The organism is uncultured Methanobrevibacter sp., assembly GCF_902788255.1.
GTDB lineage: Archaea > Methanobacteriota > Methanobacteria > Methanobacteriales > Methanobacteriaceae > Methanocatella.
Window position 1 is genome coordinate 19,548 of record NZ_CADAJR010000015.1, and the last position, 22,735, is coordinate 42,282.

Annotated in this window: 24 protein-coding genes; 3 read left to right on the forward strand and 21 right to left on the reverse strand. The window is 36.3% G+C overall.

What is annotated here, in order from left to right; all coding sequences use genetic code 11:
• Positions 1-11 precede the first annotated feature (11 nt).
• The 12 genes from QZV03_RS05270 to QZV03_RS05325 all read right to left on the reverse strand — a co-directional run bounded on the left by QZV03_RS05270 (position 12) and on the right by QZV03_RS05325 (position 14,032).
• The gene (locus QZV03_RS05270; protein WP_296874656.1) at positions 12-623 is read right to left on the reverse strand and encodes a hypothetical protein; all 612 of its coding nucleotides are present in this window, start codon (positions 621-623) and stop codon (positions 12-14) included.
• A gap of 13 nt (positions 624-636) precedes the next feature.
• Complete coding sequence (locus tag QZV03_RS05275) at positions 637-2,274, reverse strand: hypothetical protein (protein ID WP_296874657.1); 1,638 nt, start codon at positions 2,272-2,274, stop codon at positions 637-639.
• A gap of 13 nt (positions 2,275-2,287) precedes the next feature.
• Positions 2,288-4,045: a serine/threonine-protein kinase gene (locus QZV03_RS05280; protein WP_296874658.1), complete on the reverse strand. Its 1,758-nt coding sequence runs from the start codon at positions 4,043-4,045 to the stop codon at positions 2,288-2,290.
• A 14-nt stretch (positions 4,046-4,059) separates the two neighbouring features.
• On the reverse strand, positions 4,060-6,342 hold the full coding sequence (locus tag QZV03_RS05285) for an AAA family ATPase (protein WP_296874659.1): 2,283 nt from the start codon (positions 6,340-6,342) through the stop codon (positions 4,060-4,062).
• A gap of 44 nt (positions 6,343-6,386) precedes the next feature.
• Positions 6,387-8,054 carry a toll/interleukin-1 receptor domain-containing protein gene (locus QZV03_RS05290; RefSeq protein ID WP_296874660.1) on the reverse strand — a complete coding sequence of 556 codons (1,668 nt, stop codon included), beginning with the start codon at positions 8,052-8,054 and terminating at the stop codon, positions 6,387-6,389.
• Positions 8,055-8,478: 424 nt separating this feature from the next.
• Entirely contained in the window at positions 8,479-9,081 is a 603-nt protein-coding gene (locus QZV03_RS05295) for an Ig-like domain repeat protein (protein WP_296874661.1), read from the reverse strand.
• A gap of 232 nt (positions 9,082-9,313) precedes the next feature.
• Positions 9,314-9,676 (reverse strand): hypothetical protein, encoded by a 363-nt coding sequence (locus QZV03_RS05300; RefSeq protein WP_296874662.1) that lies wholly within the window; start codon positions 9,674-9,676, stop codon positions 9,314-9,316.
• A gap of 229 nt (positions 9,677-9,905) precedes the next feature.
• Entirely contained in the window at positions 9,906-10,499 is a 594-nt protein-coding gene (locus QZV03_RS05305) for a hypothetical protein (protein ID WP_296874663.1), read from the reverse strand.
• A gap of 29 nt (positions 10,500-10,528) precedes the next feature.
• Positions 10,529-11,302: a hypothetical protein gene (locus QZV03_RS05310; RefSeq protein WP_296874664.1), complete on the reverse strand. Its 774-nt coding sequence runs from the start codon at positions 11,300-11,302 to the stop codon at positions 10,529-10,531.
• Between the two features lie 442 nt (positions 11,303-11,744).
• A complete protein-coding gene (locus QZV03_RS05315) occupies positions 11,745-13,208 on the reverse strand; it encodes a DUF6020 family protein (protein ID WP_296874665.1) in 1,464 nt (487 codons plus the stop codon).
• Positions 13,209-13,263: 55 nt separating this feature from the next.
• The gene (locus QZV03_RS05320; RefSeq protein ID WP_296874666.1) at positions 13,264-13,524 is read right to left on the reverse strand and encodes a winged helix-turn-helix domain-containing protein; all 261 of its coding nucleotides are present in this window, start codon (positions 13,522-13,524) and stop codon (positions 13,264-13,266) included.
• Positions 13,525-13,819: 295 nt separating this feature from the next.
• Entirely contained in the window at positions 13,820-14,032 is a 213-nt protein-coding gene (locus QZV03_RS05325; protein ID WP_296874667.1) for a hypothetical protein, read from the reverse strand.
• Between the two features lie 257 nt (positions 14,033-14,289).
• Here QZV03_RS05325 and QZV03_RS05330 point away from each other — a divergent pair, with 257 nt between their 5' ends.
• Positions 14,290-14,550, forward strand: coding sequence for a winged helix-turn-helix domain-containing protein (locus QZV03_RS05330; protein ID WP_296874668.1), 261 nt, complete (start codon positions 14,290-14,292; stop codon positions 14,548-14,550).
• Between the two features lie 221 nt (positions 14,551-14,771).
• Here the strand turns inward: QZV03_RS05330 and QZV03_RS05335 are convergent, their stop codons facing one another.
• The 6 genes from QZV03_RS05335 to QZV03_RS05360 form a co-directional block, all read right to left on the reverse strand.
• Complete coding sequence (locus QZV03_RS05335) at positions 14,772-15,374, reverse strand: hypothetical protein (RefSeq protein ID WP_296874669.1); 603 nt, start codon at positions 15,372-15,374, stop codon at positions 14,772-14,774.
• Between the two features lie 19 nt (positions 15,375-15,393).
• On the reverse strand, positions 15,394-15,978 hold the full coding sequence (locus tag QZV03_RS05340) for an Ig-like domain repeat protein (protein WP_296874670.1): 585 nt from the start codon (positions 15,976-15,978) through the stop codon (positions 15,394-15,396).
• Between the two features lie 8 nt (positions 15,979-15,986).
• Positions 15,987-16,820, reverse strand: coding sequence for an SseB family protein (locus tag QZV03_RS05345; protein ID WP_296874671.1), 834 nt, complete (start codon positions 16,818-16,820; stop codon positions 15,987-15,989).
• Between the two features lie 242 nt (positions 16,821-17,062).
• Entirely contained in the window at positions 17,063-17,341 is a 279-nt protein-coding gene (locus tag QZV03_RS05350) for a hypothetical protein (RefSeq protein ID WP_296874672.1), read from the reverse strand.
• A 9-nt stretch (positions 17,342-17,350) separates the two neighbouring features.
• On the reverse strand, positions 17,351-17,584 hold the full coding sequence (locus QZV03_RS05355; RefSeq protein WP_296874673.1) for a hypothetical protein: 234 nt from the start codon (positions 17,582-17,584) through the stop codon (positions 17,351-17,353).
• Between the two features lies 1 nt (position 17,585).
• Complete coding sequence (locus QZV03_RS05360) at positions 17,586-19,286, reverse strand: hypothetical protein (protein ID WP_296874674.1); 1,701 nt, start codon at positions 19,284-19,286, stop codon at positions 17,586-17,588.
• A gap of 435 nt (positions 19,287-19,721) precedes the next feature.
• On the opposite strand from QZV03_RS05360, the gene QZV03_RS05365 reads away from it, so the two are divergent.
• Positions 19,722-19,970 carry a hypothetical protein gene (locus QZV03_RS05365; RefSeq protein ID WP_296874675.1) on the forward strand — a complete coding sequence of 83 codons (249 nt, stop codon included), beginning with the start codon at positions 19,722-19,724 and terminating at the stop codon, positions 19,968-19,970.
• A gap of 78 nt (positions 19,971-20,048) precedes the next feature.
• Here QZV03_RS05365 and QZV03_RS05370 read toward each other — a convergent pair whose 3' ends face one another.
• Together QZV03_RS05370 and QZV03_RS05375 are read right to left on the reverse strand one after the other, a co-directional pair.
• Positions 20,049-20,621 carry a zinc-ribbon domain-containing protein gene (locus QZV03_RS05370; RefSeq protein ID WP_296874676.1) on the reverse strand — a complete coding sequence of 191 codons (573 nt, stop codon included), beginning with the start codon at positions 20,619-20,621 and terminating at the stop codon, positions 20,049-20,051.
• 8 nt (positions 20,622-20,629) lie between these two features.
• Positions 20,630-21,403 (reverse strand): zinc-ribbon domain-containing protein, encoded by a 774-nt coding sequence (locus QZV03_RS05375; protein WP_296874677.1) that lies wholly within the window; start codon positions 21,401-21,403, stop codon positions 20,630-20,632.
• Positions 21,404-21,445: 42 nt separating this feature from the next.
• Between QZV03_RS05375 and QZV03_RS05380 the strand changes: the two genes are divergently transcribed.
• On the forward strand, positions 21,446-21,820 hold the full coding sequence (locus tag QZV03_RS05380; protein WP_296874678.1) for a zinc ribbon domain-containing protein: 375 nt from the start codon (positions 21,446-21,448) through the stop codon (positions 21,818-21,820).
• A gap of 10 nt (positions 21,821-21,830) precedes the next feature.
• On the opposite strand, the gene QZV03_RS05385 is transcribed toward QZV03_RS05380, so the two are convergent.
• Complete coding sequence (locus tag QZV03_RS05385) at positions 21,831-22,730, reverse strand: HIRAN domain-containing protein (protein ID WP_296874679.1); 900 nt, start codon at positions 22,728-22,730, stop codon at positions 21,831-21,833.
• Positions 22,731-22,735: the final 5 nt, after the last annotated feature.

The window sequence follows — 22,735 nt, forward strand, 5'->3', positions numbered from 1 at the left end:
TTTAATTATTCTCAAGAAGAAGGAGAAGTAACAACAACTTCACCGTTTAAGATCAGTTCGCCATTGTAGAATATGGACGGTTTAATTGTTTCCGTTATTGTACTTTCTTCGACATTATCATCCGTTTCAAAAACTAAAACATTCAAAGCCATACCATCATAATATTTGGAGTTGGTATGGTCCTTTATTACAAATCCGTTGTCTTCTAAAAATTTCAAAACAGCCTTCAGCTGATTTTCAACATATTTAAGGGGTTTCAGGGAATTGTTAACATTTTTTGTAATGTATGTAATTTCATTGTCCTCAAACTCCTCATTTGATTTTATCATTGATTCTACCCTTTTCAGGTTATTGTTTGCCTTATAAAATTCAATCCTGTTATTCGCCCTCCATACACGAAGTATAACCTCTTTCATCATGTCCATATCCAAAGAATTGTCCTGAGAATTTTTCAATTCCCCATTCAATTCAGCGATTTCATATTTAAGAACTTTTAACTCACGCTGCAACTTGGCAACTTCATCATTTTCCTCATTTAACCTATCAATAATATAATGATAGTCCCATTTGGAGGATATCCTAAATTCTTCGGGAAATTTTAGCTGACGATTATTGAAAAACATAAGCTCCTCCATATTAAATGAATCCAAGGAAGTACGCAATTATTGCAAAGATTATTATTATAATAATTATGCACCCGATGGCTCCACCTTTTCCTCCACCGGAACTTGATGAACTGCTTGAACTGGATCCGAGACTGCTTAAATCAACACCGGAATCCTGTAACTGTTTAATTATTTCTTTTTGTTTTTCTATTTCAGGCAATTGCTCTGTGAAGAATTCCATGTCCTTTTTAACTTTTTCCCTAACCTCATCGGAGGTGGCGTATATCTGTGCGGTTCTTAAAAAGCCCAGTAACGTAGTCTTATTTCTTATTACCCTATCAATATCGGATTCGGATTGGTTAACATATGTAATAACAAAATTGTCCAAGGATAGGGCAAAACCATCAGACAACACTTCCTTATTTGGAGAATCGGAATTATCCAATTCCCTCTGCATATCTTTAGAATATGTTTTCACATAGGGTAATGATCTATTTTCGACATTTTCAATAAATGAAGTGATCCTTTTATGGATTGCATCATCCTGGGCAGATGATTTAACGGATTTCATCACCTCTTCCAATTGTTCAAGGTTGTTTTCAATTTCCTGCTTCACTGAAATTGTATAAGCCATTTCAACTAAACCTTTAAATACCTGTTTAATTTTATCCAAATCAAATCCGTCGAATGAATCTGCTCTGTTTACAATTGAAACATAATATCCTTTAACTGATTTTGCTATATTATCACTTAACAATTGGAATTGAGCATCATCACCAAAGTACTGTTGTAGAATGGCGATTTCATCTTTAATACTGGCTAAAAAGCTTTCAATTTTTGGAATATCTGACTGTTTTTCATATTCATACTTTTCAAACGCTTCAAATTTCTCATTAACGGAGTCATATAGGGAATCAAAAATGCCTTTTAAAGCCTGTTTTTTGGTAAGCTCATCAAAATCAGAATTTCTAATCAATTCAATGTGTTTGCCAAAATTAGAGTTCTCATGTTTTTCATAATAATCATTAGCGAAGGATGCATTTATGGATAAAATTGCGACCGGGAATTGTCTGAAAATATCCTCAACATAATCCTGCTTGATTGTAGGGTCATTCAATTGCTGAACCCTCAATAATGTTAAATTTTTAAAGTTATCATTTGATAATGTTTTATGCCATTGTTTTAAAGATTCTCTCCAGTAACCCTGACTGGAAGACAAATCTCCCCTAATTTCAGCATCAATAGCCATTATGTGATTATATACGGCAAGATTATGTGAAGCATTAGCCGCAGTGGAGGAATTCCAAAGGGATACTGCACCATCAATATCAACTTTTTTCAAAGCCATTATTGTTTCGTCTCTTTTATTGCCCAAGTCTTCAGGCCAAAACCAAAACAATTCATCAATAAATCGGCTTCTAGGCTTAGACAATCTATTTTTAGCATTCTGATAATCTAAAAAATTTGGTTTGGGTTCAATGGGAAAAGCGAGATTATTGTAAACATCCAAACTTTCCGTATTGTCCAAACTATTAAGATTTTTCATAGCTTCTATTCTACTAAATTCATTGTTTATTTTATTCGGCTTTGCATTGATGGGCAAATTAAAAATTCTAAACCCATTCTGCAAGTATATATTTTTTCCATTTATTTCATTTGACAGATCCATAAATTACCCTCCATTAAATTGTAGTGCCGTTTTTTAATATTTTAAGCTTGTTTTTATACCTGTTTTTAATTGTCACATCAAGCAACATGGCCAACTCCAAAAATGTGCTGGCTTCTTTAGGCTTATTATAAGCATTACTGAACAGCGCTTCCTTTTCCAAAAGTTTAGCATCTTTTTTAGATAACAAATCAAATGCAAAAGCATAATCATTTTTTATTAGAGTGTTTTCATCAGCTAATTTTTTAAGGTTGAATATACCCTCATCAATGGTATCGGGATTTTGCATTAAGATAAAACATTTCCACAACTCCAATTTTGAACCGTATACCGATTTTAATTCAGGGTCCTGATTAAAGGCCTGATTTAAATAATCCACTCCACGTTCATAATCTAATGAATTAGAAACCGCCCATAATGCATCTCTAATCAATTCATCAGAGTTCACTTCCGGTTTTTCTTCAATTATTTCCGGCTGCTTTTGTGAAGGCACTTCACTTATCTCCCCTCCCCCGAAAATCTCCTCAAGATTTTCAGATACGAACGGATTGCTGAGAGAACCTAAATCCGCTTTAAAGGGAGAATCATCATTTTCAGACACGTCGGATTGATTTTGGTTTTCAAAAACACTCTCAGTACGCACTGATTTATTCGATTGATTGTTTTTTAAAGAAACAGAACCAATGCTACCAGATTCGTTAGAATGATCGGTTTTTAAAGAAACAGAACCTATGCTACCAGATTCGTTCGAACGGTCGGTTTTTAAAGAAACAGAACCTATGCTTCCGGAATCATTAGGCTGGTCGGATTCCTTTGCAGTTACAGAAACCCTTTCCGGTTCGGAAGCCTTAGAGTCTTTTTTAATGTCCTCAGATTTGGGAGCGGATGAATCTTTAGAATTTTCCCATTCGGTAATCGCATCCAAAAGTTCCTTTGCATCCCTATATCTTTTTTCAGGATCGGTTGAAATTGCAGTGAAAACGATTTCCTCCAATTTCTCATCACGAACAAGAGGATTATACTCACTAATCGGTTTTGGCTTATTTTTTAACCAACTGCCGGTCATTACATCAAACTCACTATCAATAGGATAAGGGAAGTTATCAGTTAAAAGCATGTAAAATGTAACGCCCACAGCAAAAATGTCAGTTGAAGTGTCATCTTTCTTTTCTAGAAATTCGGGTGCCTTAAAAGCCAGAGTTCCTTTTGCACTTGCATATAAACTTGATGGGTTAACCGCCTTTACCAATCCGAAATCGGTTAATTTTGCTATCGGACAACCATCATTATCAAAATCAACCATGATGTTTTGGGGTTTAATGTCTCTATGAATCATTGGAGGATTTTCCGAATGCAGGACATCCAAACCATAACAGATTTGTTTAATGAGAGTCACTACAATATCCACAGGCATAAATCTGGCGCCGAAGGATTTCCAATACTCATCCAAATCCTTTGAATAGAAATCCATTTCAAAAAATACATGACCGTCACCATCATCTGTTGTGAAAATTCCCGCATCATGGACCTTAACAATATTTTTATGGTCAAATTTCGTAAGCAATATTGCCTCTTCCAACAATTTTTCTATCGAAGAGGGATTTCCCTTAATGTCCGGTGAATTTTTAAAGATCTTGATTGCACGTCTGTTCTTTAAATACTTGTGTTTTACACGATAAACTTCACCAAACGCTCCCCCGCCCAGGTATTTTTCAACAATATATTTTCCGTTCAATATACTATTAATTTTTAACATTGTGTTCTGTTCAGACATCTTAAACCCACATTTCACCTTTTAACATTAAAACTTAATTTATTTTCATGTAAACTAACATTAACCTCATTGTCAAAGCTGATTTTCTTTTTAAGAATCAAATCCGCCAATGGGAACTCAACCATTTTTTCAATGAACTTATCAAGATATTTTACTCCATTTTCCTTATCAAATCCTTTTTTACCTAAAAATTCAAAAACATCATCATCAAAAGTTAACCTAATGTGTTTTTCCGAATAAAGCCTATTGGAGAGTTTTTCGATGGCTTTTTTAACCAGGATTTCAAAATCATTAACATCCAGCTGTTTAAATACGACAAAATCGTCTATCACATCCAACAGGTCTGTTCTGTAAAATCTGTTCAGATTCTTCAATTCCTGATTTTTATCACCGCTCGAGGAGGCTCCATAAATCACATGATAATCTCCGGATTCATGAACCAAAAATCCGGTTACTATAAAAATGCAGTTATTGGCTATAATCTCATTGTTCTTTGAATCGACAATAATTCCCCTGTCAAACAGCTGCAGCAGAACATCAACCACTTGAGGATGGGCCTTTTCGATGTTGTCAAACAATATGACTGAAGATGGATTGTTCTTAATGTAATTTGTCAGAAATCCGCCTTCATCATTATTTTTATATCCGGGAGGGGAACCTATCAGCCTTGTAATTGTTGAACTGTCGCTAAACTCAGAAAGGTCAACCCTAAGAAATGATCTTGTATTTTCAAATAGAAATTCGGATAAGACTGATGCCGTATACGATTTGCCGACACCTCTTGAACCTAAAAACATGAACACCGCAAGTGGCCTTTCAATGTCCTGAATGCCTAAAAGGGCTTTTTTAATCCTGTTTGAAATCGTGTTCATCGCCTTTTTCTGACCGATTATTTGGCCGTTGAGGAAATCCTCCATATGCTCCAGTTTATCTATTGCAAACGAATAGTCAATGACGGGAATGCCTCTCCAGTCTGAGATAACCGACTTGACATCCTGTTCGGTTACACAGTTGTCTGAAATGGAATCCTCAGAAGAGTTGATTTTTGGAATCACCTTTCTGGAGCATGCCTCATCAATAACATCCAATGCCTTATCTGGCAGGTTCCTATCGATTATGTACTTGACTGACAAGTGCACTGCGGAATTTATTGCCTCATCGGAAATTCTTACATTATGAAACTCCTCATATTTTCCCTTCAGGTGATGCAAAATGTTAATGACCTCATCGGAGGACGGTTCCTTAACCATGATCGGTTGAAATCTTCTCTCAAAAGCGGATTCCTTTTCAAAATATAACGTGAATTCTTCCAGAGTGGTTGCTCCGATAATTGATATGTCCCCATTGGCCAATGCGGATTTAAACATGTTTGATGCATCCAAGCTTCCGGAACTGCCGGTTCCGATAATGGTATGGGCCTCATCAATGAACAGAATCAGGTTGGGATCCTTTTTAGCCTCATCTATTAAATCGCTGATTTTCTCTTCAAATTCACCGCGATATTTGGTTCCCGCAATCAAAGAGCCCATATTCAATTCGACAATGGTTTTGCTGTTCATGTTTTTTCCAAGAGTGCCCTTGGATATTTCTATTGCCAATTTTCGAACCAATGTTGACTTACCGACTCCCGCTTCACCAACAATCAAGGCGTTATTCTTCCCACGCTTATTTAATGTCCTCACCAGTTTCAGCAGTTCTGCGTCCATTCCAATTACAGGGTCCAGCTTGGATTCCCTTGCAAGTTCAGTCAGGTCAATGCCGTATCTGCTCAGGATGGAATTGGGATCGGGCAATTCCGCAAAGGTCTTATTATCAATGGTCTCAAGAATTTCAGTGCGACTAATGCTGAAAAGTTCCAGGGTCTGATTGATGCATTCAATGTCCTCTTCCAAAATCGCTTTCAGCAGGTGAACCGCACGAAATTCTATCAAGCCTTCAGCAATGGCGATTTTTTGAGCTTTTTTAAACAGGTCTTTTGAATATTCACTTCTGTGAATGACATTACCGTGATCTGTGAAGGAACCCTGTTCAATATTCAGTCTCAACAGGTGGCGAAACGAGGTCAGTGAAATATCGAAATTGGAAAAGATTCCCTGAATTTCATTACATTCCTGTTTAATTGATTGGAATATGCTTGAATCTATTTGTTTCTCATTGGTTTTGAACAGGTTTACGACCTTATCCAAACTGAATATTCCAATCAACAAATGTTCGGGTTCGATGAATTCCCTATTTGACATTAAGACTTCTGCCAGGCTTACTTCCCAAATGACATGAACGGAATTAGAAAAGTTCATAATATCCCTCTCAAATAGCATCAAATACAATGAATGCTTTTTAACTAATTAAATTCTATTTTACCTCTGTTTAGTAGTATATTGGAATTATCTTTCGCTGATTTCTTGTTGAGTACGGTTTGCGAGTCAATAGTTAACAGACAATTTTTCTGATTGTAGATTGCATTGTTCTCAAGGATGCCTCCGATTCTAAAGTCACACCCCACGATTGTTAAGACCGATATGAACTGGGTCAGTTCAACGGTATTGTCATTTTTTAAAATGCCCTCGGGACCGTTGCTGATAAAATGAGAGAAACTGCTTGCGGTATTTTTTCCAAAAATGCACCTGTCGAATTTTGACTTGCTTAAATTGCAGATTACTCCACCCAGTTTTATGGCGCTATTGGAGGCGAAATTGCAGTCAACAACTTTAATGTATCCGTCATCGATGAGATTTGTGGAATGATTATTTGAATAATGAACCAGATTTTTGGCCATATTGAATATGGCTCCACCGAATGTTGAGGAATTCCCCTTAAAGGAGGTTGAGGATATCTCAGCATGACCGTAATTCATGACTGCACCTCCACCCTTTGAAAAATTGTTTGAGAAACTGCATTCCTCTGCCTTTAAATCTCCATAGTTATATATTGCACCTGCAAACATCTCTGAAGAATTATTTCTGAACTTTGAATCCCTTATGGATAGGGAGGATTCATGATAATTGTAAATCGCACCGCCATTATGGGATTTATTCTCTTTAAAAATTGACTTGAAAATGTTTAACTTGTTAAGATTGGCGATTGCGCCACCGGACAATTTGCTTGAATTGTTTTCAAAATTGCATTTTTTAGCACTTAACATGTTTCCTTTATTGAAAATAGCACCCCCATCACTTTCAGAATGATTGTTTAAGAATTTACAATCAAAAAAGGATACCGATGCATCCTTATCAATGAAAATGGCTCCTCCACCGGTCTCATGTTTTTCACTGCCAACGAAGCTGTTATGGCCATTTTTGAAAGTGCAGTTTTTGATTAGAATATTTTTCCCGGTAATGTTGAAAATACGATTTAAAAAATTCGCATCAATGAAATGCTTATTTCCATCAATTACGAGATTGTCCTCATCTAGAGAAATTCCCTCTCGATATCTGGATTTTTCATCCTCTTTTATTTTAATATCAAAGTCCAAATTAATTGATTTTCCACCATTTTGAATGAGATCATTGAGATAATCAAAATTTTGTGAACTTGGCGGTTTCTGCTGTTCGGGAGTAATGAATTTTTTAAAGGCCTTTTTCCATTGGAGGGAATATTCCTGAGGACTCATTGTGAATTTTAAAATGGACTGCCTGTTTCTGAGACGCAACTTAAGTCCTCCGGTCAATTGACTCTCATCAAGATAAATTAGAATAATGTCCTTGTTTTCATCATCTGCAAATTTAATTTCATTAATAACGTTGGAAGATGCAAGGGAATTTTTGCTGATGAAACATACGAATAGAGAACATGCTTCCAAAGCTTCGGCAATGGCATCATCCCAATCTATTCCAATGTCAATACCCTGGTCATACCAGATATTATATTTTTCATTTTTAAATTTCTTTAATTCGGAAAATACTATCTCAGCATCTTTGTGCGAATAGCTAATAAAGATATATTTTCCATCACCATCATAAGCAGGAAACGGTCTTTTTTTAATGAAATCATTCAATTTATCATCATTCATCCAAATCACTAATTGAAGTAAGTTATATTACTCCACATATTCAATTAAAATACATTGCCCGCTTCATTTTCTTAAATTAAATCCAAATTTGGAGTATGAAAATGATTTAAAGTTCAACGAGATAGCGCCAATATGTGAAAGTGTCTATTTTTATTGATAATATATATGTAAATTATTGTACATAAAAAACATAAAGCAAAAACTTTATGTTACATATATATTACAAAATCAAGACGGATTTTCGAAGCGCTATTCCCATATTTGGAACTGTCATCATGGCCGTTCCGGCATTCAACCGGACCGCAGTGATGCGCTATCCTGCATGTAAATCCGTTAGTTCTGGCGATAGTGTTCGTTGATGAAAAAAAGATTGAAAAACAATGAAAAAAAAGAAATTTGTGGATGATTGTCATCCACATCATATTTATTTAAATCCCAAACTGTGCACTTCACCGGTTCTGACATCCACAGTTCTCATATAACCGTCCGCATACTCCTGTTTGATATAGTTTTCATCAATATAATACCTGTTTGTTTCAGGATACGGATCATTAGTTGGAGGCAGGTTATTAATGTCATACGGAGTGCCTGATGATGATTGGGATTCACCGCTGGAAACTTCCGAAGTGGAGGCTTCCTCCTTAATGGTTAAATTTTGAGAGGAGTGATTTGCAGTGAAGTTTTCATTTCCGTCATAGGTAACATTGACACTATATTTGCCCTTCTTCAAGTTCAAATCAAGTTTGGCATTACCCTTGGAATTGGTTTTAACAACATCATCCGCAACAACCTTGCCTTTCTTATCGGTTATTGTAATATTCACTATTTCCTTTGAAAGTGCAGTTCCGTTCATATCAGTTAGTTTAATTGACAATTCGGCACTGTCCTCATACTGTGACTTGTCACTTGTAATCTTTATTTTAGTAGAATCCTTGGGATTTGTTTTATTTAAGAACATGAAGCCAAGAACTGCCGCAAGAATCACAACGACTATAAGCAATATTATGATTATATTCTTATTTTCCATTTGATATTCACCTTAATATTGTATATCTTGTTAATACATTATATTTATTTACTTTAAATGAAAAACCTTCACAAACTGTTTGTTAAGGTAGAATATTGCTTTATGGGAAAAATCTAAAAAAAAGTTGTGAATGGGGCAAATGTCCCCATTCAAATCTAAAAATAATATTCCCTAACGTTTAAGCATCAGGAATATCATTGCGTATAATTGGAGATTATATTTATTGAAAAAACTAAACGTAATACCTTAATTTTAATGTTGTAACTGGTTTCTTATGGCCTAGCATATTGCATGCCTTATGTGTTTTAAGGTTTTTTGCCTGAGTATTCCATCCATTATAAATTGGACTTTGTTTCGGTCCTTTCCAAACATCAACTATATATTTTCCCTTTTGACCATGATAACTGCCACCATATCCGCTTTTATATCTGCATTTTATTTTAATTGTCTTTTTACCGTCCTTAACCTTAACGGTTATTGACTTTTTCCCTTTATATTTGGCGGCTGATACCGGGTCTGCAAAAGCCATGCTAATCGTCATTCCAATCACGAAGATTGCAAGAAGGGCGATTGTAATTTTAGTTATTTTCTTCATAATTCCACCATGTTTTGTTAAATTATTTTCTAAATAACTATATATTTTTTAAAGTATATATAATTTTATATTTAAATTAATTTTACATTAAAAAAAAGTTATAAATTTTAAATAAAACTAAAAAATGTTCATCAAAAAATATGATATATAAAATTAGTCAAAATAATGATATACCAATCATTTGAAAAAAAAGCTGTAGATGCAATAGCATCTACATTGTTATTTTGATTTATTGACCCTGACCCGGAGCATAATAATTTCCGGCCATGTCATAATGTCCATTAGGATTATTTTTAATTTTTGATTCATATTCCTGATAAGACATCTTTGAAGAGTCATAATCAACTCCATCCCTCGGTGCATGGTCAAAGGAATTATCACTTGCACTTGAAGAGCTCTCAGCAGAAGATGTTACTGCAGGTTCAGGTTCAACGACCTCTTCCTTAATAGTCAATTTCTGATTGGTGTTGTTTCCAGTGTAGTTTTCATTACCGCCATATGTGACATTTACGGTATACTTTCCTTTCTTCAAATCCAAATCAAGACTGGCCTTACCCTTTGAGTTGGTCTTTACGACATCATCCACAACAACTTTACCCTTCTTGTCTGTGACTGTAATGTTTACAATCTCTTTGGAAATTCCTGTACCGTTCATGTCAGTCAGCTTGACTGACAGCTTACCACCTTCATACTGTGACTTGTCACTTGTGATCTTTATTTCAGTAGGATTCTTAGCATTTGAATGATTTAAAAGCATGAACCCGGCGGCTGCAAGAACAATAATTATAGCTATTAAAATTATGATAATTTGCTTATTTTCCATTTTATCACTCTTTAATTTCTTATGATAAATTAAATACTAAAATTATGTTTACTGGCGACATAATGAGTAAAATCATAGCCGAATATATTTCCTATAAAGAATAAATGGTTTCCTTTACTTAATTGACCATTATGAGCGGCATAACCAATTTCAGCTTTAACCTTTGTATAAACTGTTTTAAATTTGATTATTTTTGTTTGTTTTACTTTTTTTGTTACCTTGATTGTTGCATATTTAATAGTATTAGTTCCTTTATAATAATGAAACTTAACTTTCATATTATATTTATCAGAACTGTATTTGTTAAAATATCTACTATAATCCCTGGAATACTTCTGAGGATTGGTGTATTTCTTATTTACAATAGTTTTTTTAACGGTTTTAGATTTTAATACTGGTTTAAGTACTTTACACTTATAATTAGTATCAAATGTATAAAAATCACTGAATTTATTTTTTTTGGCAAATCTTAAATCCTTATATGTATCATGATCAATAATTAATTTATAAGTCTTTTTAGGAGCTTTTTTAACACTGTTTATTTGTTTTTTAGCCTTTTTAGATAATTTATATTTAGGATTATAATCTTTAATATAAACACTTTTTCCCTTTACTTTATAAGTATGGGTTGTTCCAGAGGATGTGTAAACATCATTATCCGCAGATGAAATGATATCATCATTATTTGATACAGTAAGTACTTCAGATGCATCACTATCAATTTGAGCAGCATTGACAGCGTTAATTGCTAATGCAATAATAAATATACTTACAATAATTATTAAAATTTGATTTAATTTCATTTTTATCCCTCCCGATTAAATTCGTGACCAACAAATGTTAGATGACAGTTGTATTTATCAAGGAGCGATGTCTTTTAATATAAATTACAGGCAAAACCTGAAAATAACATAAAATCTACAAACCCCAAAAAACCTGTTGACTGTCTTATATCAACATTTATTGATTTTTAACTATTAACTTGAATAATTTTCTTCATTTAAAGGCCCACAATAGTAGATTTTAATTCTACTTTTGTAACTGGTTTTTTAAGACCAAACATAGCATGCTTTAAATGTTTATTCATTATTTTCTCATTAATTATTATATAAATAACTATATAATTTTTAAAGTATATATAATTTTATATTTAAGTTATGTTTAAATTAGAAATAATTTGTAAATATTTAAATAAAATTAAAATATGTTCATTTTAAAAAAAAAGATTACGATGAAATAAAATCATCATTTGTTTAATATACGTTTGAAAAATCCTCTTGAAAGAACAGATTCACCAGAACCTTTACTTAATCCCATCCAGATTATCACCAGAAGATAGCAAACAAGCAGATTTGCATACAAATATCTATAATCCTGTATAGGTGTTGAAAAGAACACAATGACAATATTCAAAAGGTTCGGAACATACATCAGATAAACTTCCTTCGAACGGGTCAGCGCATGCATCAGTATCAGAAGGATTATTGAAATGTACATGTAGAGTGCCGGACTGTTCAGGAAGGTGTCGAACACGCTTGTCTCTATACCCAGCGCCAGATTATTCAAGGCGTCAAATGCCGGAGTTCCCCAGTTTGCATATGAAAGGTTTTCATATGGCTGTGTCACATTATACTTATGGGCCCCATAATAGTAGTTGAAATCGCTCTGAAGCCTGTCGTGGTCGGCGCTCATGTAATACGGCCTTCCGTTCCAGCCGTCCTTGAAGATGTTCCACACCATCGGTGAGGATTCAAAGAGATACTGCATGCAGTGGAGAGGGTCGCGAAGTGAATATTTCACGGCAAGGTCCACATAGGTGGACCTGTTGGCCTCAAACTCCTTGTAGTCCGTAATTGCAAAAATCGGGTCGGTATTCGTTTTTCTGTATGATTCGTTGATCTTGTCGGGATTGATGAGTGTGTGAATCTTCTGCCTGTCGCCATCCTCAATGTCAAGGTTCAGGTCATAGTCGGCAAGCATATGGGCAAGTTTGGTTGCAAATGCATCCTTTTCATTGTCTGAAACCTCATATGCAACATTCAGTGATGAAATCAAAAGAATGAATGTCACGGTTAAAATAGTTAAAGCAACACCCATCTTCACGTTCCTTTTCAAGATAAGATAGGCCATATAGACGACTATGCAAACCAGAACAACATAAAATCCGTTTCCCCTGAGCTGTGAGACAAAGGCCATAATCAAAGAAAGCAATACAATGAACTTCAAATCAACATTGCCTTTCCGGTCAATCATCACCATGATTAAAAAACACAGAAACATCATGCAGTAGCTGAAGAGTATGTCCTTCCACATGGTTATTGAATATAGTCCGTTTATCGGAATCACACAGACAATTAGAGAAAAGATCACCTGCCATTTAAAGACATTCCCGTCATCGTCCCTGAAGTATTTACAGATTACGGCCCACATCACAGAAAACACTGAAATCTGAAAGACACAAATTGAAATGGTGCTCGGATAAACGCTCAGACACATCATCTCAATGAACGTATGGAAAAACGGATGCCAGTTTGTAAATGCGCCGGATGCAATCTGGTGAAACTGGTTGAAGGTGTCTGTTGTTGCAATGCCCGGATTGAATATAAATAGATAAATGGAAAACACTATAACAGGTATCAAAAATATCGCCAGGTCACGATAGTTGAATTTCCTGAAGTATTCTACAGTTTCCATTTCCCTAAATTCCATATCTAATGATATGTACTACATGTTAATAATAATTTTCCAAAAGTTTAAAAAAAATCTATTTTAAGATGTCTGCGATTTCATCGCCCTCAGGAGTCAGTCTGTATAATCTTCCCTTTTTCTGGTCCTCATTGATGCATTCAACAACACCAGTGTCCTTAAGTTCACGAAGAACCTTTGAGATGTGGTTTGTCCTGATTCCGGTATCCCTTGCAATTTGAGACGGAATCTTGGTTTCATCCTTGAGTGCCTTTATTGTTTTTACCCTGTATGAGCTAATGATAATAAATCCATATTTCCTTAATGTTTCATCTTCCACACTAACACTACCCCTTTACTTTATTAACTTGATTAAAATATTTAAATTTAACTACATCTTTAGTGATTAGGCGCATTGCAATCAGTTAGAGATGAAAAAATACATTCTATAAAGGTAATTAAGTCATATATTTTTTCCAAATCATTTCATCTCATCTACATGAACTTATTGAAATATTACAGAAAGTGATTAATGATAAATCAGAATGAATCAATGATGTGTGAAAATAGTATTTAAGTTTCAAAGTACTGAAATGAATTAGGCAAAATTCAAAAAAATTGATAAAAGAATCACACTACATTTCATCCTTTATCTCATCAATTCTCTTTTTAAGGTTTTCAAAGGTGCCGTCATTCATACACCTTTCGGAGGATAAATTGTCACCTGAATGGTGGTCGGCCCTTTCAATGAATGAATATATGGTTATGACCTCGCTGAATGTGAGCTTTTGTTTCGAAAGCTCCAATAAATCCTTCGGGCTGCCGGATGAGTTATGGTAAACAATCAATAGTCAGTCATTAAAAATCTCCCTTTAGAAAAAATTTCACGGATTCCAATTCAAAAGTCTTATCTGTCAGTTCATATATCTATCGAAATAGGATAATATAAGTTGTGCATATATTTTCAAGACGAATACTAAACTTTACAAGAATAACACGAATGTCACCTAAATAATTCAAAATACTATTAAACTGTACACAAAGATGCACAAACAATTGATAAGTTATATACACAAATGTATTTAATGTTTTACAAAGAATAATTATGGATGAAAACGAACTTTTTAAAATGATAGGCTATATAATGGCATCTGAATATCGTCAAAACATCATCAGATGCCTTGGAAACTCAATGAAGACACCCTCAAAAATCGCAAAAGAAGTTGGTTTGCGAACAAATCATGTATCAAATGTCCTAAAGAGTTTAAAGGACAATAAAATTGTAGTCTGCTTAAATGAGGATGCGCGAAAGGGCAGATTATACAAAAACACAGAATTGGGATTGAAAATTCTGGAAAACATCTAACCACCCAACCAAAGCCATCACACTTCCACACTGTGATGACCTCACATCAACAAAAATTACCCTAATTTTTTTAAAAAAAAAGAAAAATGAATGGATGGTTATCCATTCACTAAACAACTTCACTAACAGCCGGAACGAACTCCTCTGCAGGTGTTTCAGCAATATAATAAATATAACTAAAAAAAGATATCAAGGGTGCAAAGCACCCCCTCTAAAAAAATCTAATAATAACCTACATAGTTTCCTTTGTCATCAAAACCAGGCTCATCAAGGTTGACATAACCGTTGTCCTGAAGGTGATAGTTGACTGAACCATATTTGTTGTACATATAACTGTCCACCTCAGCCTGACTGTACATAGGAGTACCGTCTGACTTGTATGCATATGCTGTACGCTGTGGCTCAGAGGAGGATTGGGTTTCAGCAGCTACCTCTTTTTCCTTGATTGTCAGTTCCTGTGTTGCATTGTCAGCAGCATACTTATCGTTTCCAGCGAAAGAGACAACAACATCATATTTGCCCTTTTTCAGGTCCATGTCAAGCTTTGCCTTACCGTTACCATCGGTTTTGACAACGTCATCAACAACGACCTTGCCCTTACTGTTGGTGACTTTAATGTTCACAATCTCTTTTGAAATCGGATTTTCACTTAAGTCTGTCAAAATCACTGAAATCTTTCCGCCTTCATTCTGTGACTGGCCACTGGTTACCTTTAATACTGAGGGATCCTTTTGAAAATGAGAACTAAAAAGAACCGCTCCAATTGCAATCGCAAGAATTGCAATTATTACAACCAATATTATAATTATATTCCTGTTTTCCATTCTAAAAACCTCACTAAATTTACCATCCATGAGTTATTATATTTCCATCCTTATCGACGACTCTCATATAGCCATCATCATAATTTACCCTTTCATATCCGTTATCAAGCTTTTCACGTGAAACCTCATGCTCTTTAGGGTCCCATCCATCGGGAGTTATCTTATATTCCTCCCTTTCAGAACTCTGTGACGGTGACTTTTCAGCTGCACTCACAACCTCGGTCTTGACGGTTTTGACCGTGACATTGGTTGAGATTTCACTTGGGGAATAATGACCGTCACCTTTAAAGCTGCAATTGAGGCAATATTTGCCCTCATCATCCATCTTCAGTTTGGCAACACCCTTCGAATTGGTAGTCACATCCTCATCAATGACTGTTCCGTCCTTGTCCGTAAATCTGACATTCACGGTTGCGTTGGAAATCGGGTTTCCCTTACTGTCAGTGAGCTTTACCGCCAGCGAATCACCGACATTAATTTCCTTATCCGGAACCTCAAGAGAGGTGTTCTCCTTTGCGGTTAGCGGAGAAAACATTATAAGGCCAACGGCAAGTATTGCCACGATTACACACAAAAGAGCAATGATTATTTTCTGATTTTCCACAATCTCACCTAGAGCTCATCGTAAAACGGCTGTTCGCCGCATCTCCAGACGGATGTAACCTCATCAATCTCCTCAACAAGTACGAACTCGCTTCCGGGAGCTACAACAGTATCATATTCATCCTTTCCAACACCACCTAAAGGAAGAACCTTTTTGCCCGCATCAAAAAGCAGAATATTCGTATACTTCAGGCCTTTCCTGAAATCCTTATCCCTTGAAACAAAAAGAGGCATGTTAACGACAAAGACACCATTCTGCGCATGGTCCTTTAACGTAATCTCGTCATCCCTCATCACAAAGGCCATATCCTCCTCAAGAGTGTATGAATTCTTTGCCAAGGCTTCCAGCATTTCACTCAGCGCTTCCTGAAACTGCTTTTCCTCTTCGGTAGGTTCAGCAAATATTCCGACAAACGCCTCGAAAGGAAGACCCATTTCATGTTCGGTAAGGGGATTGATTGTAACCGCCACATACCTGTCGGAGTCCTTGATCATATCCGCAATGCCTGACGGGTCCATCACCATAACGGATGAGGTGATACCGGCCTTCTTCATCATATCCTCGCTTGTAAAAAGGGGAACTGCCCTTCTTCCCTGAGCGTCACTTACATAATTAATGTTGAATCCTTCCTCGCCGGTTGTCTCGAATACGTCACCGGGTTTTGAATCCTCAATTCCCTCAAACATGGAATCGGAAAATGACACCGGCAAATAGAGATATGAGTCCTTCAATGCCTTTAGAAATTCAATCTGATTTTCTGGTGTCAATTCACCTTCAAGCATTTCCTCAAGTGCTGAATTGTCCACCTGCACTTGCTTTTTCAAATCATCTATGTTATCCAAAATATCACCACATATTATATTTTGTATTAACAATATGATAACAATTTCTATTTGAAAATGGGACAAGTAATATAAATTGAGAGTCTTCATCCAGTAATTCATTTAATCTTTCCATACCCATGTCTTGTTTGTCTTGAGAGTATAGTTTTAGGAATAACTCTGTTACTTTTTTTCATATTCTTCATAGGTTAATGGGTATTTTTTTGTCATTAATTATCTTCCTCTAATATTTATCCTATTTTCTAGAAATTTCCTCCCAACACCATATGCAATGTATTAACCGGTATGGATTCCAATAGCTGATCTTCAAATACTTTTTTACAGGTTTCACCATACAAATCCTGCCTATCATATCTGAAGCATGACTCCCCATACAATCCATCAATGAATTTGGGATCATCTTCCAGCAGTTTATTTAACCTGTCAACCATCATTTCCTGTTTATCTTCAGGATATACTTTTAGAAATAAGAATATCACCCTTTTTTCATATTCCTCATAGGTCATTGGATATTTTCCCATATTACCACCTTATCCGCATATTGGATAATAGTCCATTGCCAAATCGTATGCAGGATATCTGGCATCATACATCCTTTTAACCATATCCCTCTCAAATTTGACAAAATCCCTTGCTTCACCTTCACTGTATCTGCAGAATGTCTTCAAGCAGGCCACGATATCATCAACATATTCCTCGATTGAGGAATAATTCCCAAACCTGCTGCATTTATCCATAAGTTCCCTTTCAAATTGATCCATCATATCACATCCACGGCACATGCTTCAAATATTCTGTAAATTCCCAGTCGATTCTGTCAATGTTTTGGGTAAGCCTTCTTATCTCATCCCTAAGCTCCATAAGCGCCCTTCCAAAGAGGTTTTCGCAGTCATCTGAAACGTAAAGGAGAGGCTCATCACCAGTAGAAAGAAGCTTTTGGGTTAATTCCTCATCCTGCATGATTTTATAGTAGCTTGCATTCAAAAGGACTGTATATTCGAAGTCATCCCAGATTTTTTCCTCTTCCAGATTATATTCCAAATCCTCAAGTGCCTTCAAGTCCACTTTCTTGTCATGGTACCTTTCAAAGTAGAGTGCCTTTGAAAGACTAACTGCATGCTCGATTGAGGAAAAGCTGAAGGTGTCAGAAGTGAATTTCTTTTCATCCTCAAGTGTTATGAAATCATTCACCTCAGTTCCCCTGTCGATTTTTGGATATTTCGGCTTTCCGTCCTCACTCCAGAAAAATCCGAGTGGAGGATAAGGTCCCTTAACGGATCTTTTCCTGAAAAATTCCCAGTTTTTTGGCATTGGGAAGAGTCTTTTGAACTCTTCAGTGTGATACGGTTCGTTCATCACATAGTTTTCACCGTATCCCATTCTCCATCCTATGGTTCCCATTGAAAGCTGGGGATATACAAGCCATCTCGGAGCGGCGAATTTGTCCTCATCACAGTATTCCTTCGCCACCTTCAAATCCTCAAAACCTGAAAGGGCAACGTATCCCTCACGTGGTGATGTGAGATACCCAAGGTTAGTGAGCCGGTTGATGAATAAATAGAATTCTATATCATCAATACCCTTCAGGTCATCCTTAAGTTTATCAGCAGATCTTATGAACAGCATTGTATCGTTTCTTAAGCATCCTGTGAGCTCCTTGATTTTGTATTCAGTGTAGTCATGGAAATCACCAAATTCAATTTCCACACCATTGCATCCAAGGTCAAACTCATGACTACAGTCGATGCAGTGGTAATTGGCAGGATTTGGAGGAATAACACACCCTCCCAAAAAGATCTCTTCACGGTCTGCCTGTTCGAGCAGTTCTGTTGGAGGATATCCGTATACAATTGGAAGGAGTCTGCCTCCACAGTCGGGACATGATTCGATGCTTGTGAAGGACCTGATTGCATCAATCCATGAGATGTAAAACCCACCTGCCTTAAGGGGATTGATCTCCTTGACCTTGTCAATTATCTCATTGCACTCATCATAGTCCTCTTCAAAACAGTATTTCAATGCCTCCTCATATTTTTCAGCCTCAATGAGAAGGTCAGTGAAATCCTCATGCAAGATTGAATTTTGCCAGCACTCCTCTGCCTCCTCAATCCTGTCAAGCTTGAGCAGTGCCTTGATCTTGTTTTCATAAAGCCAGTCAAAACTTTTAATCTTCAACCCTTCTTCTGAGATTTCAAGGGACTTTTCATACTCCCCTATGTCATAGTAGGCCATTGAAAGGTTGTTTTTGATGTAATAGTTTTTGGGATAGAGTTCCATACCCTTCTCAAGTATCTCGATTGCCTTTTCAGGCTGGTTCAGGAATATGTATGCTACACCCTTGTATCCTATTGCACCAGGGTTTTTGGAATCAATAGCCAAAATTTCATCGCACACCTTTACAAGAGCCCTGTAGTCACCTGCATAATACACTTCGTCACATTTTTCAATTAAATCTTTCAAGTCCATGTTATCACCGAAACTGGTTATTTCGACAATCACTAAAACTGGTGTTTGGTGAAAGTTGAATTTCAAAGTTACACACAAATTAATAATAAACTTTGTTAATAAATTGTTTGTATTTGGATTATATAAATGTTATGGTTTACAGGAGAAATATCTCATAGATAATATTTGAAGACAGACTTCATTAAATTAAAAGAAAAAGCGTTGATGCTGACATTACTCGAGCAACATATAAAAAAACACCTGATGTTTCATTCTGACAGGGTGAAACATCAACTTATTATACAGAGCGATCATTTGTTGAAATGGCCTGTTCTGAATATTTTCCTCCCAAACTCATTTTGATATGATTATTTCCCCCATCTTTAATCACATTAGCCACACCATATATATACTATTAGTTATAACATTTACATATCCACTTGAAGGAGAATGAACATGATAGACTGGATTATTGCATTATTCTTTTTCATTGTTGTCATTGCATGCTGCTGTGCCAGCGACGGAGACTCTTCCAAAAGCACAACAACAAAAAGAAAAACAACCAACACAACCCAAAGAAACACCCATTACGCCAACCATGCATACAGCGAATGTCCATCATGCGGCGCACCATACTTTGACGGATACTGTGGGGAATGCGGATATCCCGACATCAATCAGGGATGGCTTGGAGAGGAATACTGAACAAAAAATACAACGCAGTTGACTGAATTCCAACCATGAGTTTAAAAAAAAGGTTATGATAAACATAACCTAATTAATCTAAAAGAGATTGTTGAAATCAAGAGTGTCTTCGACTTCAATTCCATTGTTGATTTTTTCGGCTGAATTGTACGCGTCATATATCGCATAACCCCAAACCAGAAGCCACAATATGAATCCGACAAATATCAGCATCAGAATTCCTGAAATAATTGCCAGAACAAAGAGTATGATTCCCTTTTTGGTCAAGCCCAGATACACCTGACCCAGACCGATTATAAGAAATGACAGCACCGCCGCAAGACCTGCACTCTTTTCGTACCTGACGACTACCTGAGTGTTGCTTGGCGGAGTCACACCTGATGTTGGAGTTCCGCATTCCGGACAGAACTTGAGACCTGCATCGATTTCATGGCCACACTTTGCACAGAACTTTGTCTTTGCCTCTCCGGATTCGTCCTTGTTGAGTTCACATCCGCAGTTTTGACAGAATTTCATTTTCTCTGCCACTTCACTGCCACATTCAGGACACACATTTGCCTTGTTTTCTTCAACTACTATTTCACTACCACATTGGGCACAGAATTGAGCCCCATCTACTACTTCACTGCCACAATTTTGACATTTCACCATGTTATCACCTAATTTTCTACATAATATGTCTTTCCACCAACATCAACGGTTCCATGAATATGTCCGTCACTGTCCATATGAGAATTTATTTCATAATCTCCATAATCAGTATGTCCGGTCTCATGAGCATCAACACTTCCATCATCATTCACTGTTCCCTCCAAGTCAGATGATCCGTACTCCCCCTCATAGTGTGAAGACACATCATGACCGTTGGATGATGATGAATAGCTGCTATCACCACTGCCGGAACTGGATGAAACGCTATTGCTATTCAAATTATCCTTTGAGGTATAATCATCATTTGTATAATCTGAAGTAGATGTTTTCGGAGAGAATGCTGACATTGAACCTGCTATTACTATCAAAAGAATTATCACTACTGCAACTACTGCACCAATCTTTTTGGATGAATCCCAAGTTTTAAAGTCTTCAATTAAATTGGGATTGCTTTCACCATTGGCTATTTTAACCTCATTGTATGTTGCATAAAGTCCATATGCCCAAATCAGAAATGCTATTACTGAAAAAATTCCCATTCCCAAAATGGCAAATATGATTCCTAAAACAAAAAGGATTATCCCTTTCTTCTTGTTTCCAGCATATGCAACACCCAAACCTGTGAAAATAAAGGATATGATTAATGCAAGAATCATGTCCTTATCCTTTTTAAGAAGACCAGAATTATTATTTGGAGACGCCTTTTCTTGATTTTCAACACCACAATGAGGACAGAATGTCGCACCATCAGGTATTTCCTTTCCACAATTTTTACAAAACATATTTTATAATATGTTATAAAAATATATATAAATAGTGATACCATGAAATGTCCAAAGTGCAACAAGACCTATAATAAAGGAAACAAATTTTGTATAGACTGTGGAACTGAACTGATTGAAGATAAAAATCTTGTTGAAGTCAACCCTTCCGTGATACCAACCGTTGAATCAGAAATCGGATCATTGGATGTTCAGCTTGTAAACAAAAAGATATCACAATACACACAGGAAGCAGAACTGGCCGACAGAGTATACAAGTCATATGTTACAATGGGAATATCAAGGCTGGATAAGATTAACGGAAGATTTCTTGCAAGCCAGACAATCAAACTGGACATCCTTATAGAACAGAACAAGCAACTAATCGAACAGAACAATACAATCATAAAGTTATTGGAAAAGATAAGTGAAAAATAGCTGTTTAACGTTATTCGATCAACCTTCCGATATGGAACTGTATTTCTGCATATCTGTCAAGATATATCAGATACTCCGCCTTTGCCTCTTTTTGAACCTTATCTTTGAGTTGTGAAGCCAAGGAGGTGCCCTCATATGCAGTGGAGATGTTGTTTGCAACATAACCTATTTTTTTATCGTCCATATATACTGCAATTGCATCATTGTCAAATTCATTTTCTGGTTCCCGGACAAGCTTTAATGGAGTATGGTAATATAAATCGGTTTTTCCATAATGTTTAATTCCAGTTATGGTAAAGAGCTTTTCAATGTCATTTTCACCGACGATCCTGACGCTTGCAAAGAATTTCTTTTGGTAATCCCTGTTGAAATTGATTGAATCCCTCAGCCCGAGATATTTTTTGATATCCTCTTCACTGCCCCGTTCCGGAAGTGCATCAATAGCCCTTGTTATGGTATCTGATGCCTCATCGAGTTTTGACAATCCGTTGCACATTTTCTTTGACTTTTCAAGCAGTTCACAAGCCCAGTCATATAGCATTCTTGCCTTGTTGTCCGACACCTTGCTGGAGCGTCTCAACTCCAATGAGCGATTGTAGCATCTTTCAGACTCACCAAACCTTTTGAGACTCTCCAGGATGATGGCCTTTCTGTTCCAGTTGTTCGGATGTCTGTCATCGTATTCCAAAGCTTCATTAATGACGCTGAGTGCTTCCGTGTCCCTGAAATCCATGTACAAATCCCAGGCCTCCTCTCCCAGCCTGTCTGCAGGAGTTTTCCTTGGCCTGTATGAGGGTTCATAACCTGAATCCCAGCCATCATTATCAGAACTGTAGCTTCCGCTGCCTCCACAGTTCATGCAGATGTCTCCTTCATCAACCCAGCTTCCGCAATTTGGACAGATTCCCATTTTTT